The organism is Cellulomonas sp. KU4C (genome assembly GCF_056868065.1).
Window position 1 is genome coordinate 889,418 of the sequence record NZ_CP200322.1, and the last position, 13,489, is coordinate 902,906.

Here is a 13,489-nt window from a genome sequence, read left to right on the forward strand (position 1 = left end):
GGCACGCCCGCGCACCGTAGCCCCGCGCGGCGGGGGTCGACGGTGGCGTCTCAGCGGACGAGGCGCCGCGTCAGCCCTTGTCCTTGCCCTTGCCCTTGCCGGGACCGGCCGCAGGGTCGGTGCCCGGGTCCGCGCCCGTGCTGCTGCCCTGCGCGGCGCGCTCGGCCGCGTTCGCGTGCGCCCGCTCGTTCGCGTTCGCCGCGGGACCGGCCTGCCCGGTCGCCGCGCCGTCGGCACGAGCAGGGTCGCCCGGGGGCTCCGGCTCGGCCGCGGGCGCGACCTCCGCCACGACGGGCTCCACGGACGTCTCCCCGGCCGCGGGCTCCTCGGTGGCGGGGTCCTCGGTGGCGGGCTCCTGCGCGGTGCCGAGGTCGGCCACCTGCTGCTCGACGGGCTCCCCGGTGGTCGGCGTCTCGGCGGTCGTGGAGCCGGTGGTCGGGTCGGTGGCCACGGTGGGACCGGCCTGCGGGGCGTCCTGCCCGAGGGCGGCGCCGACGCCCAGCACGACGGCCATGACGCCCACGGCGGCGACCGCCACGACGGCGACCCGCGCGCCCCGGCGGCGAGTGTGGTCGCGCCGCGCCGAACGCAGGTCCCGCCGGGTGGTCGGCGCGTCCGCCCGGGCCGCGGCGGCGGGTAGCGCGACCGGCGGCAGGTCGACGGCGGGCATCGCGACCGGCGGCAGCGACACCGTGCCGACCGGCACCGGCACCGGCACCGGCACCGTCGCCGCCCCGACCCCACCCACGGCCGGCCCGAGCCCGACGGCGCCGGGCCGCAGCAGCGCACGCAGCTCCTCCGCCGCGCCGGCGGCGGTCAGCCGGTCGAGCGGGTCCAGCGCGGTCATCGCGCCGACGAGCTCCGCCCACCGCGCGCCGAACCGCTCCGGGACGGGCACGGGCTGGTGCAGGCGCGCCACCGCCGAGGTCAGGGCGTCGCCGGGGAACGCGCGCTCGCCCGTCAGGCACTCGACGAGCACGAGCCCGAGCGCGTAGACGTCGGACTCGGCGGTGAGCCGGCCGCCGATCGCCTGCTCGGGGCTGAGGTACGGGGGGGTGCCCAGCAGCTCGCCGGTGGTGGTCAGCGACTCGTCGGACCGCGCGCGGGCGATGCCGAAGTCCGCGAGCTTGGTCCACGGCCCGGCGGTGCCGGACAGGTCCTGCGCCGGCATGAGGATGTTCGCGGGCTTCACGTCCCGGTGCACCACGCCCTGGTCGTGGATGTACGCGAGCGCCTCGGCCACGTGCAGGGTGACGAGCGCCGCGTCCTCGACGGGCATCGGGCCGGCGGCGATGCGCTCCGCGAGCGACGGTCCGCGGACCAGCTCCATCACCAGGAAGTCCTGCAGCTCGCCGTCGGGGAAGCGGTGGTGCCGGCGTCGAGCATCGTGACCAGACCGGGGTGGTTCAGGCGGGCGAGCAGGCGCATCTCCGCGCGGTGCCGGGTGTCACCGGCCTGGCCCGCGGCGGACGGGTGGAACACCTTGACGGCCACCTCGCGCCCGAGGACGCGGTCGTCGGCGCGGTAGACCTCGGCCATCCCGCCCTGGCCGAGCCGCTCCGCGAGCAGGTACCGGTCGCCCAGGACGGTCCCCTCGGGGAGCGGGACGTCCCGTGGCCGGGGTCCCTGGCCGGGCGGGGTGCCGAACGCGGGCGCGGTCGCCACCTCGGGCTGCTCGCTCACGCTGGACCTCCTGGACGACGAGCCTCCAGGATCACCGGGGTGGGCGGGTTCCGCGCGTCGAGACGACCCGGCGTGCCCGACTTCACCCCGACGGGTGCGGCGCCCCGGGCGGGTCAGTCCGGCCGCACCTGCGTCTGCGCCAGCACCGACCGCAGCAGCGGACGGCTGGACTCCGTGGCCCCCAGCACCAGCAGGCAGCCTCCCGCCAGGCAGCCGACCAGCAGCAGCAGACCCGACGGGTCCGTCACCCCGGCGAACCCCAGCACCGGCGACATCATCACCACCGCGGCGCCCGCCGACCCGACGCCCACGGTGAGCATCGGCACCAGCACCTCGCGGCGGCGCACCGAGTCGAGCAAGCTCCGCCGGCGTGCCCGCCAGCACCTGCAGCGCGTACTCGCGCCGCCGGTCCAGCACGGAGGCGGCCTGGGTGATCCCCGCCGACGCCGCCGCCACCAGGAACGTGATCGTCAGCGTCAGCAGCGCGCCGCGCATCAGGTCGCCGGACAGGGTCTGCGCGGCCGCGCGCTCGGCGGCGGTCGCGTCCTGCGGCATGGTCGCCGACGTGATCGTGGGGATCACCGCGAGCGCCCCGGCGACGAACCCCGCCAGCCCCAGCCCGCCGACCACGCGCCAGATCGCCCGCGGGTCGTCGACGAGCCGCCGCGCCGCGAGCAGCTGCGCGGGCGTGCGCGCCAGACGCGCACGCCACCGGCCGAGCAGCCCGAGCACCCACGGGCCGATCAGGTTCAGCGCGCCGAACCCGAGCGCCAGCGACCCGACGCCGAACGCCGCGGCCGCGGCCCCGAACGCCCCGAGCGCCGCGGTCACCACCATGAACGTCCCCATCGCCGCGACCGCGACGACCGCCCGCACGGCCCGCATCGCCGGCGGCGTGTGCCGGCGCGCCACCCCGAGCGGGGAGACGACCACCCGACGCAGCGACACGACCCCGCTGACCACGGCGAGCAGCGGCACGACGACGCACGCCGCGAGCAGCACCGGCCAGCCGACCCACAGCTCCGCGACCGAGAACGTGCTGCCCTGGAACGGCACCCGGGTCCACACCGGCAGCAGCACGGCGTAGCCGACCATCCCCGCGAGCGCCCCGACCAGGCCCTGCCACGCGGTCTCGACCACGGTCAGCGCCACCACCTCGCGCGGGGTCACCCCCAGCAGGCGCAGCGTGGACAGGCGGGCGTCACGCCGGGCCACGCCGAGGCGCGCCGCCGACCCGCCGAGCGTCACCAGCGGCACCACCAGCAGCACCACCGCGATCCACGCGAGGATCACGTAGAACTCGGCGTTCTCCCGCTGGTACGCCCCCACCGGCGCGTCCGCGCGGCCCAGGAACCCCAGCAGGCCGCCGACCACCGACAGGGTCAGCGCGGTCATCACCGCGAACGCCGCCACCGCGAGCCCGGTGATCAGCCGCCCGTCGCGCCCGCCCGCCCGGCGCAGCCCCGGGGCGAGGGCCAGGACCGCCCTCACCGCGCACCGCCCGTGCGGACGTCGGCGACGACCCGGCCGTCCCGGACCTCGGTCCGCCGGTCGCACCACGCAGCGACCCCGGCGTCGTGCGTCACCACCACCAGGGACGCGCCCGCGAGCCGGGTCGTCTCCGTGAGCACCCGCATCACCTCGGCGCCGGTCGCCTGGTCGAGGGCGCCCGTCGGCTCGTCCGCGAACACGACCTCCGGCCCGGTGATGAGCGCCCGTGCCACCGCGACCCGCTGCGCCTGGCCGCCGGACAGCTCGCCGGGACGACGCTGCTCCATCCCCGCCAGCCCGAGCGACGCCAGCCACCGGCCCGCCAGCTCCGTGGCCTCCTTGCGCGGGGTGCCGAGCAGCATCGGCGCGAGCGCGACGTTCTCGATCGCCGGCAGCTCCGCGAGCAGCTGCCCGAACTGGAACACGAACCCGTACTGCCGCCGCCGCACCAGCGAGCGGGCGCGCTCGTCGAGGTCGTGCAGCCCCCGGCCCGACAGCGCCACCGTCCCGGAGTCCGGCACGAGGATGCCCGCCAGGCAGTGCAGCAGCGTCGACTTGCCCGAGCCCGACGGCCCCATCACGGCGACCGACTCCCCGGCCGCGACGTCCAGGTCGACGCCCGCGAGCGCGACGGTCGGGCCGAACCGCTTGACCAGGCCACGGGCGGACAGGCGGGCGGTGGTGGCGGGCGGTGGCGGGGCGGGGGTCTGCTGGCTCATGCGACCAGCGTCCGCCGGGACCCGCGGGCGGCGCGTCGGCCCGCGGTCGCGTCCGTGCGCGTCACGCCGTGCGACCGGGGGTGGACCGGACCGGGGGCGTCCGCCCGTGGGGGGAGCCCGGGTGCGGGCACGGAAGGACCCCCCGCACACCCGCCAGAGCTCACCTGCCCTTGCTGCCTTCCGGCCCTGGGGGGGTTCAGCGAGATGACGCCGCACGAGGGGTCGGGGACCAGCGTAACGCAGCGGCGGCACCGGTCCGGCACGGCCACGGGCCCGTCCCGGTCACGGGTCGCGCGACCAGGGGAATCGCTCGCTCGGGGCGCGGATCACCCGTCCGCGCCGTTCAGACGCCTGCCGCGCCTGTCGATACGGGTCAGTGCGACCGGACGACCGGCGCCACCCCGACATCCCGGCGGCCACGAGCCGCCCCTGCGAAAGGCTCCTCGTGGCTAACGTCGACTCGACCCTCACCGCCGCCATGTCGATCGAGGGCGCGATCGCCGTCGCGCTCGTCGACTACGACAGCGGGATGACCCTCGGGTCCGCGGGGTCGGGCCTCGACATCGACATCGCCGCGGCGGGCAACACCGAGGTCGTCCGCGCCAAGATGCGCACCCTCCAGGCGCTCGGCCTCACCGACGGCATCGAGGACATGCTCATCACGCTGTCCTCGCAGATGCACCTGATCCGGCTGCTGCAGAGCGAGCACGGCAAGGGCCTGTTCCTCTACCTGGCCCTGGACCGCAGCCGCGCCAACCTCGCGATGGCCCGCCGCCAGCTGCTCAACCTCGAGCGCGACCTGACGATCTGACGACCCGACCGCCGCACGCGCGGCCCGACCGAGCGAGGAAGAGCGACACCCCGTGATCATCCGCCAGAACGCGCAGCAGGCTGCCGCCAGCCTGCGGCACGCCGTCACCGGGATCCGCCGCGTGATGCTCGTGCAGCGCGACGGGACGCCGTTCAGCGACGACGGCCCCGAGGACACCCGCGACCACCTCGCGTCCCTCGTCATCGCGGGCATGGAGATGGCGCACCACACCGCCGCCGGCGCCGACCTCACCGGCCTCGCGACGTTCACGGTCAGGACCGACGACGGCGCCGTCGTCGCGACACCGGTCGGCGACCGGTACGCGCTGGCTGTGGTCGTCGACGCCGGGGTGAACCTCGTGCTGCTGCAACGCGCGATGACCCCGCAGGTCGACCAGCTGCTCGCGCTCGACGGCGGTGCGGTCGTCTGACCGGCGCGCGGGACCGGGAGGGGCGCCGAGATCGCCCGGACAGCCCCCCTCAGCGCCGGATTCGGTGCAGGCCCCCGGCTCGGGTACCCTCTACAGGCCGGGAGGATTCGCCTAGTGGCCTATGGCGCACGCTTGGAAAGCGTGTTGGGTTAACGCCCTCGGGGGTTCGAATCCCCCATCCTCCGCAGGTCGAAGGGCCCGTCACCGCGTTCGCGCAGGTGGCGGGCCCTTCGTCATGCCCGGGCACGGGCCCGGCCGGAGGTGAGCACCACGAAGAGGGGCTTGCGCCCGAGCAGCCGTGCAGCGGTAGAAAGGGCGGGTCGGCCGCCTGCCCGACCGTGGAGCGCCGGCCATACCGCCGGCCCACGCCCCCCGCCCGCAGGTCGTGGAACAAGCCGAAGGCCCGTCGGCGTCACGCCGACGGGCCTTCGATGAATACCTGTAACGGGATACGTTCCCCGCCTTCGCCCTGGAGTCTACGCACCGTGACCACAGCGTCTCAACCACCATCTCTCGACCCGGCGACCCTGACCCGGTACCTGAGCGCAGAGCGGCTCCGGCCGTACATGGTCTCGGCCAAGGGCAAGGTCGCCGGTGCGTTCACGCTCTACCGGTGGAACGTGGCCGCCTCGGCTGCGGTGTACGAGACGCTGCACCTCGCGGAGGTCGTCCTCCGGAACGCCATGGACACGCACCTGCGGACCTGGAACACCCGCTCGGACGCTCCGGATCAGGACGCCCCGCACTCCGCCGAGTGGACGCTCGACCCGCGTCAGCGGCTGACACTGATCCTCGGCAACGACCTCGATGACGCGAGACGGCGTGCAGCCAAAGCCGTCGCCCGCTCCCGGAGCCCCCGTCGTCCTGTGACGCACGGGGATGTGGTCGCCCAGCTCACCCTCGGCTCGTGGCGGTACATGCTGCCGGCCCGGAACCTTCGCAAGCGGCCGGCCAAGCGCGAGCTGTGGGAGACGGAGCTCCACAAGGCGTTCCCCCACGCTCCCGGCCACACCCACGTCGTGGACGACGTGGAAACGCTCTGGCTCCTGCGCAACCGCGTCGCACACCTGGAGCCGCTGCTCCGTCCGCGCGCCATCGAGGACGGCACGGCCGCACTCCGCCGTGTGATCGGATACATCGAACCGTCGATCTGCACGTGGCACGACTCCCAGTCGCGGGTGGCGGCAGCTCTCGCGTCCCGGCCGGCAGCCTAGGCGTCGCACCCGTCGGACGGTCCTGTCCCGCGGGAACAGCGCCCAGGTCGTACCCGCCGGATCACTCCGGCTGCTCCCCCTCGTCGGTCGACTCGTACAGCCCGAGCTCGTTGCCCTCGGTGTCCACGAAGACCGCCCACCAGCTCGTCGGGCTGATCTCGGTCCGCGGCATCACGACCCGGCCGCCGAGCTCGGTCACCTTCCCGAGCGCGTCGTCGATGGAGTCGACCTCCACGTAGCTGCGCGGGGCCTGGAGCCGCTCGTCGCGGGGCGCGAGGCCGCCGCCGCTGATCTGGTTCGGGGCCTGCCACATGGGGTAGCCCTCGAACCCCGGCATCTCCTCGATCGACCAGCCGAACACCCCGCCGTAGAACCGCTTCGCGCGGTCCACGTCGTCGACGGGGATGTCGGTGTGCGTGATGTCGCCGTGTGCCATCGCTGCCCCCAGGAACCCGGGCCGCCCCGCGCCGGTGCGGGGTCGACTCCGGTCATCGTCCCGCACGCGGTGCACCCGGGGCCAGGGGTCAGCGCCTCGGCTTGCCGCCGCCGACCGTGCGGAGCTTGCGCGCCGCGACGGCGAGCTGGACGTCGCGGTACTGCGCGGCGCGGTGCATCTGGCCGCGCAGGTCGCTGCCCGAGGGCCGGTGCCGCAGGTCGCACGGCACCTCGACGGCGACGAACCCCTTGCGGAGCAGGTCGATCGTCATGCCGGTCTCGACACCCCAGCCCCGCGCGAGCGGCGTGGCCGCCTCGAACGCCTCCCGGGTGAGGCAGCGCATCCCGGACAGCGGCTGGGTGGGCGTCCAGCCGGTCATCGACTGGATGGCCCGGCGCGCGGCCCCGACGACGATGCCACGACCACCCGCGCCGGGCTGCGGCGGGAGCAGCGCGATCGACACGTCGGCGGTGCCCTCGAGCACCGGCGGGACGAGCGGGGCGGTGTTCACGGCGGTGTCGCCGAGGTCGCCGTCGATGAACAGCAGCAGGCGCGGCGGGCGGTCCGGGGCGTCGCGCATGGCGACGACGGCGGCGCCGGTCTCCATCGCGGCGGCCTTGCCGCGGTTGTGCGAGTGCCGCACGACGACGGCGCCGGCCTCGCGGGCGACGTGCTGGGTGTTGTCCTCCGACCCGTCGTCGACCACGAGCACGAGGTCGACGTGCGGGATCGCCCGGGCCGAGCGGACGGTGGCGGCGATCCGCCGGGACTCGTCCTTGGCCGGGATCACGACGGCGACGCGCTGCCGCGTCCGGCCGGTGCGGGCGGTCGTCGTCGGGGTGTCGAGCGGGGCCGGCGGCTGGGCCTTGGGGCGCCGGGGCTTGCGGGCGGGCTTCTGCCCGGCCTCGGCGGCGGCGTCGGGGGTGCCGGAGGCGTCCTCGCCCTGAGCAGGGCGGTCCTCGCCCGGTCGCGCCTCGGTGGTCTCGTCCGCCTCGCCTGTCACCTGGCACAGCCTAACGACGTGGCGGGCCACCCGCGTCCTGCGGGGGCCGGACACGCGGATGCTGCACAGGACGGCCACGACCGGGGCGCGTCCCCGTCACCTGCGGGTCCGCCGCCCGCCCGACGGGGACGGCGCCGGCCCCACGGGGACGGCGCGGGGCCGGGGGACGACGCGGGGCGCCCACCCGGGGACGACGCAGGCCGCCCGCCCGGGGTCTCCCGGGGGGCGGCCTGCGGGGCGTCACGTGGTCAGCGGAGCGTGACCTGCCGGGCGACGATGCCGGCGCGGGCGCGGCGTGCGTTCGCGTCGAGCGGCTCGGTGCTGGCCAGGGCCTCGGCGAACTGCGGGGCGAACGCGGCGAGCGGCGCCTCGACGTCCTCGGCCTCGCTGCCGCGCGCCAGCTCCCAGACGGGCACGACCAGACCGTTGGACCGGAAGTAGCCGATGAACTTCGCGCCCTCGAACCCGGACTCGCGGCGGCCGTGCAGGCGGGCGAGGCCGTCGATGACCTGCTGCTCGTCGTGCGGCTGCGCCCAGCGCAGGTACTCGCGGGCGCCCATGCGGACCCAGTACGCGGCGTCGACGGCCGCGACCTTGTGCGTGTCGACGACGCCGGCGTCGGCCTCCTCGATGGCGGCCTTCAGCTCGGGCGTCATCTCGGTGTCGGCGGCGACCCAGTACGCGAACGACTCCTCGACGGTGACCTCGAACGGCACGGTCAGGTCGAGGACGTCCTGCAGGCGCGGGCCGGGGCCGGGGAGGCCGACCTGCTGCACGGCGGTACCCGGCTCGGACTCGAGCGCCTCGACCAGCGCGGCGGCGAGGTCGCGGCTGGCGTCGCCGGAGCTGCTGACGGTCTGGAGGGCGAGCAGGACGACGCCGTCGGCGCGGTGCAGCGCGGCCCAGCCGTCGGGCAGGACGGTGGTGACGGTGATGTCGCGGGCGCCGTGCTCCGCGGTGGTGCGCGCGGTCGCGGTGGCGGCGGGCACGAGCTCGCGCAGGGCGACCCAGTCGGGCTCCGAGGGGAGCCCCTCGAAGGGGCGCAGCACGAACTCGACGGAAGATGCGGTGGCCATGCGCCCCAGGCTACCGGCCGCCGCACGGGACCCGCGGACGGTCGTCCACAGGTTCGCCGTACGACCCGTCGGGAGGTCGGCTTCGGTGGCAGGATCGGGGGCATGGACCCGCGCGCCGGAACCCCCGCCCAGCCCTCCGACCTGGTCGACGTCGAGGCGATGCTCGCCGCGTACGTCGACCGTCGCCCCGACCTCGACGACCCCGCCCAGCGCGTGGTGTTCGGCACCAGCGGCCACCGGGGCTCCAGCCTCGACGGCGCGTTCAACGAGGCGCACATCGTCGCGATCACCGCCGCGATCGTCGAGTACCGCCGCGCGCAGGGCACCGACGGCCCGCTGTTCATCGGCCGGGACACCCACGGCCTGTCGCTGCCGGCCTGGCAGACCGCGCTCGAGGTCCTCGCGGCCGCCGGGGTCGAGGTCCGCGTCGACGCCCGCGACTCATGGACCCCGACGCCGGCCGTCTCGCACGCGATCCTCCTGCACAACGGCGCCGCGACCTCCGAGGGCGTGCGGGCCGCCGGCCCCGGCCTCGCGGACGGCATCGTCGTCACCCCGTCCCACAACCCGCCGCGCGACGGCGGCTTCAAGTACAACCCGCCGCACGGCGGGCCCGCGGGGTCCGAGGCGACGTCCTGGATCGCGAACCGCGCGAACGACCTGCTCGCCTCCGGGGTGGACCGGGTCCCCCGGGTCGGCCTCGACGCCGCGCTCGCCGCGGACACGACCCGCAAGCACGACTTCCTCGGCGCGTACGTCGACGACCTCGTGCACGTGCTCGACCTGGACGCGATCCGGTCGGCCGGCGTGCGGATCGGCGCGGACCCGCTGGGCGGCGCGTCCGTCGAGTACTGGGGCGCCATCGCCGAGCGGTACGGGCTGGACCTCACGGTCGTGAACCCGAAGGTCGACCCGCAGTGGGCGTTCATGACGCTCGACTGGGACGCGAAGATCCGGATGGACTGCTCGTCGCCGTCCGCGATGGCCTCCCTGGTCACCGCGATGCAGGGCGACGCACCGTTCGACATCGCCACGGGCAACGACGCGGACTCCGACCGGCACGGCATCGTCACCCCCGACGCCGGGCTGATGAACCCGAACCACTACCTCGCGGTCGCCATCCGCTACCTGTACTCCGGCGCGCGGCCGGGCTGGCCCGCCGACGCGGCCATCGGCAAGACGCTGGTGTCGTCCTCGCTGATCGACCGGGTCGCCGGGAGCCTCGGACGCCGCCTGCTCGAGGTGCCCGTCGGCTTCAAGTGGTTCGTGCCCGGCCTGCTCGACGGCTCGGTCGGGTTCGGCGGCGAGGAGTCGGCGGGCGCGTCGTTCCTGCGCACCGACGGCAGCGTGTGGACGACCGACAAGGACGGCATCATCCTGGCGCTGCTCGCGTCCGAGATCCTCGCCACCACCGGGAAGTCCCCGTCCCAGCACCACGCCGAGCTGGTCGGCGAGTTCGGGCAGTCCTGGTACGCCCGGGTCGACGCGCCCGCGACGCTCGAGCAGAAGGCCACCCTCGGCAAGCTGTCCCCGGAGCAGGTCACCGCCACGACGCTCGCCGGCGAGGACATCACCGCCAAGCTCACCGCGGCGCCCGGCAACGACGCCCCGATCGGCGGGCTCAAGGTCACGACCGAGAACGCCTGGTTCGCGGCCCGGCCCTCCGGCACCGAGAACGTCTACAAGATCTACGCCGAGTCGTTCGTCAGCCCGGAGCACCTGACCCAGGTGCAGGCCGCGGCGAAGGACGTCGTCTCCGACGCGCTCGGCGGCTGACCCGACCGGGGCCGGTGGTCGCGCGTCCGCCACGGACCGCGTGACCACCGGCCCGGCGCGCGTGCCGTGCGGGCCGCACCTAGCGTGGGCGGGACACCCGCACACCCCAGGAGGACGTGATGAGCACCGACGCACCGCACCCCGAGGGCGCACCCGACGCGCTCGCCGACCCGCAGGTCGACGAGGTCCGCGACGACGAGATCTCCGACGACGAGGTCGCCCGCTCGATGCCCGACGCGGCGACGAGCGACCAGGACCCCGCCTCCTACCTCAACCCCTGAGGGCCGGCGCGCGCGGTCAGGACGCGGCCGCGCGGCGCAGCGCCACCACCAGCGCGAGCGGGGCGACCGACTGCGCCCCCGCGACCAGGCGCTCCGTCAGCCCGACCAGCTCGCCGTCTCCGGTGAGCTCGACGACGAACCAGCCGAGCAGCGCCAGCAGGGCCGCGCTCGTGGGCAGCGCGACGCCGCGCCGCAGCGGGCGCGCGCCCCGTCGCCGGGCCACTGCCGCGGGCCACAGGGCGAGCGCGCCGAACGCGATCCCGGCCGCCACCGCGTGCGCCGTCGGCACCCGGTCCACCGGCAGCAGGCCGACCGCCGCCGTGCCCGCGCCCCCGAGCGCCAGCAGCAGCCGCCCCGGCAGCGGAACGCCGCGCGACCCCGCCGCCGTCACCAGGTGCGCGGCACCCGTGACCAGCAGCCCCGCGGTCATCACCCCGGGACTGTCGACCGCCGCGGTCGCGAGCTCGCTGATCGTCGCGCGCACCGGGTCGAACCCGTCCTGCACCGCCGCCGCGAGGGTCCAGCCGCCGATCATCGCGACGGGCGCCGCTGCCGCGGAGACGAGCGCCCAGGCACGGGGCGTGGGCTCGGCCCGGTTCGGGGGCTGGGCCCGGTTCGGGGGCTGGGGTCGGTCGGGGGTCGGCACCGCGGCACCGTAGCCCCGGGGGGTCGGCCGCGCAGGGTGGAAGATTCGGCCCGACACGCCGGGCGTGTCGGACAGCATGGATCCACGCCCCCCCCGGGGGGCGACGAGTCCGGGGCGGGTCAGCGGGCGTCGGGGGTGACGAGGTCGGCGTAGTCGGGGTGGTCGTCGACGAAGGCGCGGACGAACGGGCACTGCGGGTCGATCCGGTCGCCCGCCGCGCGCACGGCGTCGAGGGCCGCCCGCACGAGGGCCGAGCCGACGCCGTGGCCCTCCTGACGCGGGTCGACCTCGGTGTGGGTGAAGACGACCACGCCCGGGCGGCGCCGGTACTCGGCGACACCGAGCACGGTGCCGTCGGCGTCGCGGGCCTCGAAGCGGTGCTCGTCGGGCAGGTCGGTGACGGTCGGTGCGCTCATGCGACCGAGTATCGGCGGCGGTGCAGCGGCCCGCGCGATATCGGTGCGGGCCGTGTCGGCGGGGGGTGCGAGACTGGCCGGGTGCTGGGGCCCTACCGTGACGTGCTCGCCCGGCCGGGGGCGCTGGCGTTCTCCGCCGCCGGCGTGATCGCCCGGCTCCCGATGTCGATGGTGGGCATCCGGATCGTGCTGATGATCGAGGCGGTGCACGGCTCGTACGGACTGGCCGGCAGCGTGTCCGCAGTGTCGGTGCTGGCCCAGGCCGTCTGCTCGCCGCAGCTGGCCCGCCTCGTCGACCTGCACGGCCAGGCGCGCGTGATGCGGCCCGCCATCGCGGTGTCGGCCACCGCGCTCGTGACGCTGGTGCTGTGCACGGTCGGCGGTGCGCCCGTGTGGACGCTCTACGTGGCGGCGGGCGCCGCGGGCGCGACGATCGGGTCGTTCGGCGCGCTGGTCCGCGCACGCTGGTCGCACCTGCTCGACGACCCCCGCTCGGTGCACACGGCGTACTCCCTCGAGTCGGCGCTCGACGAGCTGGTGTTCGTCGTCGGACCGATCCTCGCGACGACCCTGGCGACCTCGGTGGCCCCCTCGGCGGGACTCGTCGTCCCGGTGGTGGGGATGCTGGTCGGCGGGTTCTGGTTCCTCGCGCAGCGGGCGACGCAGCCGCCGCCGCACCCCCGACCCGCCCCGACCGGGAGCGACGGCCGCCCGCAGGCGCGCCGGTCGGTGATGCGGTCGTGGGGCATGGTCGTGCTCGCGGTCGTGTTCGTCGCGATGGGCGCGATCTTCGGCGCGACCGACGTCAGCACCGTCGCGTTCGCCGAGGAGGACGGCCGGCCCGGGCTCGCCGGCGTCGTCCTGGCGGTGTTCGCGTGCGGGTCGATGATCTCCGGCCTGCTGTACGGCGCCCGGCACTGGACGACGCCGCTGTGGCAGCGGTTCGCGGTCGGGATGGTCGCGCTCGCCGCCGGGGCGTCGCTGTTCGTGCTGGTCGACACGATGGTGGTGCTCGCGGTCGTCATGTTCGTCGCGGGGTTCGCGATCGCGCCCACGCTGATCAACGGCAACGGGCTGGTGCAGCACTTCGTGCCCCGGGAGCGGTTGACCGAGGGGCTGACCTGGGTCGGCACGTCGCTGGGCGTCGGGGTGTCGCTGGGGTCGTGGCTCGCCGGGACGCTGATCGACCGCCAGGGCTCGCACGGCGGGTACCTCGTGGTGGTCGGAGCGGCGGTGCTGGCCGTGCTCGCGGTGGCCGCGTCGCTGCGCGCCCTGCGGTCGGGGACCGCGGACCTCGGCGAGACCAGGGCCGGGGTCGACAGCGCGTCCGCGACCGGGCTCGACGCCACCGCCGAGGTCGTGGCCGCCGAGGTCGTGGCCGCGCCCCGGGTGGGCGGCGCGCCCGGGGTCGGCACCGCACGCCTGGACGCCGCCGACGTCCCGGCACCGCCCGCCCCGCCGCGCGAGGCGTAGCCACCCCGTCGGCACGTTGGCACCGCAGCCCGGG

14 protein-coding genes, 1 tRNA gene and 1 other RNA gene are annotated in these 13,489 nt (G+C 75.9%); 7 read left to right on the top strand and 9 right to left on the bottom strand.

Features of this window, described 5'->3' with window-relative positions; all coding sequences use genetic code 11:
- Window positions 1-70: 70 nt before the first annotated feature.
- From AC1VL8_RS04190 to ffs, 4 genes are all read right to left on the bottom strand, one after another.
- Window positions 71-1,330 carry a protein kinase domain-containing protein gene (locus AC1VL8_RS04190; RefSeq protein WP_483076185.1) on the bottom strand — a complete coding sequence of 420 codons (1,260 nt, stop codon included), beginning with the start codon at window positions 1,328-1,330 and terminating at the stop codon, window positions 71-73.
- Window positions 1,330-3,174, bottom strand: coding sequence for an FtsX-like permease family protein (locus AC1VL8_RS04195; protein WP_483074259.1), 1,845 nt, complete (start codon window positions 3,172-3,174; stop codon window positions 1,330-1,332). The genes AC1VL8_RS04190 and AC1VL8_RS04195 overlap by 1 nt, the downstream gene beginning before the upstream one ends.
- A complete protein-coding gene (locus AC1VL8_RS04200) occupies window positions 3,171-3,893 on the bottom strand; it encodes an ABC transporter ATP-binding protein (RefSeq protein ID WP_483074260.1) in 723 nt (240 codons plus the stop codon). The genes AC1VL8_RS04195 and AC1VL8_RS04200 overlap by 4 nt, the downstream gene beginning before the upstream one ends.
- 130 nt (window positions 3,894-4,023) lie before the next feature.
- Window positions 4,024-4,120, bottom strand: an RNA gene (gene ffs, locus AC1VL8_RS04205) — signal recognition particle sRNA small type.
- 218 nt (window positions 4,121-4,338) lie between these two features.
- Here ffs and AC1VL8_RS04210 point away from each other — a divergent pair.
- From AC1VL8_RS04210 to AC1VL8_RS04225, 4 genes are all read left to right on the top strand, one after another.
- The gene (locus AC1VL8_RS04210) at window positions 4,339-4,704 is read left to right on the top strand and encodes a hypothetical protein (protein WP_389234142.1); all 366 of its coding nucleotides are present in this window, start codon (window positions 4,339-4,341) and stop codon (window positions 4,702-4,704) included.
- A 52-nt stretch (window positions 4,705-4,756) separates the two neighbouring features.
- Window positions 4,757-5,134 carry a roadblock/LC7 domain-containing protein gene (locus AC1VL8_RS04215; protein ID WP_389234145.1) on the top strand — a complete coding sequence of 126 codons (378 nt, stop codon included), beginning with the start codon at window positions 4,757-4,759 and terminating at the stop codon, window positions 5,132-5,134.
- Window positions 5,135-5,234: 100 nt separating this feature from the next.
- Window positions 5,235-5,319: transfer RNA gene (locus AC1VL8_RS04220), tRNA-Ser, on the top strand.
- A gap of 381 nt (window positions 5,320-5,700) precedes the next feature.
- Window positions 5,701-6,348 carry a hypothetical protein gene (locus AC1VL8_RS04225; RefSeq protein WP_483074261.1) on the top strand — a complete coding sequence of 216 codons (648 nt, stop codon included), beginning with the start codon at window positions 5,701-5,703 and terminating at the stop codon, window positions 6,346-6,348.
- 61 nt (window positions 6,349-6,409) lie between these two features.
- Here AC1VL8_RS04225 and AC1VL8_RS04230 read toward each other — a convergent pair whose 3' ends face one another.
- The 3 genes from AC1VL8_RS04230 to AC1VL8_RS04240 form a co-directional block, all read right to left on the bottom strand.
- A complete protein-coding gene (locus tag AC1VL8_RS04230; RefSeq protein ID WP_483074262.1) occupies window positions 6,410-6,784 on the bottom strand; it encodes a VOC family protein in 375 nt (124 codons plus the stop codon).
- Window positions 6,785-6,872: 88 nt separating this feature from the next.
- The gene (locus AC1VL8_RS04235) at window positions 6,873-7,787 is read right to left on the bottom strand and encodes a glycosyltransferase family 2 protein (protein WP_483074263.1); all 915 of its coding nucleotides are present in this window, start codon (window positions 7,785-7,787) and stop codon (window positions 6,873-6,875) included.
- Window positions 7,788-8,035: 248 nt separating this feature from the next.
- On the bottom strand, window positions 8,036-8,863 hold the full coding sequence (locus AC1VL8_RS04240; protein ID WP_483074264.1) for a DUF5926 family protein: 828 nt from the start codon (window positions 8,861-8,863) through the stop codon (window positions 8,036-8,038).
- 102 nt (window positions 8,864-8,965) lie between these two features.
- Between AC1VL8_RS04240 and pgm the strand changes: the two genes are divergently transcribed.
- Both pgm and AC1VL8_RS04250 read left to right on the top strand, forming a co-directional pair.
- Window positions 8,966-10,639, top strand: a complete 1,674-nt coding sequence (gene pgm / locus AC1VL8_RS04245) for a phosphoglucomutase (alpha-D-glucose-1,6-bisphosphate-dependent) (protein ID WP_483074265.1) — start codon at window positions 8,966-8,968, stop codon at window positions 10,637-10,639.
- A gap of 119 nt (window positions 10,640-10,758) precedes the next feature.
- Window positions 10,759-10,920: a hypothetical protein gene (locus AC1VL8_RS04250; RefSeq protein WP_483074266.1), complete on the top strand. Its 162-nt coding sequence runs from the start codon at window positions 10,759-10,761 to the stop codon at window positions 10,918-10,920.
- 16 nt (window positions 10,921-10,936) lie between these two features.
- On the opposite strand, the gene AC1VL8_RS04255 is transcribed toward AC1VL8_RS04250, so the two are convergent.
- Together AC1VL8_RS04255 and AC1VL8_RS04260 are read right to left on the bottom strand one after the other, a co-directional pair.
- Window positions 10,937-11,566, bottom strand: a complete 630-nt coding sequence (locus AC1VL8_RS04255) for a DUF998 domain-containing protein (protein WP_483074267.1) — start codon at window positions 11,564-11,566, stop codon at window positions 10,937-10,939.
- A gap of 119 nt (window positions 11,567-11,685) precedes the next feature.
- Window positions 11,686-11,982, bottom strand: a complete 297-nt coding sequence (locus AC1VL8_RS04260) for a GNAT family N-acetyltransferase (RefSeq protein ID WP_483074268.1) — start codon at window positions 11,980-11,982, stop codon at window positions 11,686-11,688.
- 81 nt (window positions 11,983-12,063) lie between these two features.
- Between AC1VL8_RS04260 and AC1VL8_RS04265 the strand changes: the two genes are divergently transcribed.
- Entirely contained in the window at window positions 12,064-13,455 is a 1,392-nt protein-coding gene (locus tag AC1VL8_RS04265) for an MFS transporter (RefSeq protein WP_483074269.1), read from the top strand.
- Window positions 13,456-13,489 lie beyond the last annotated feature (34 nt).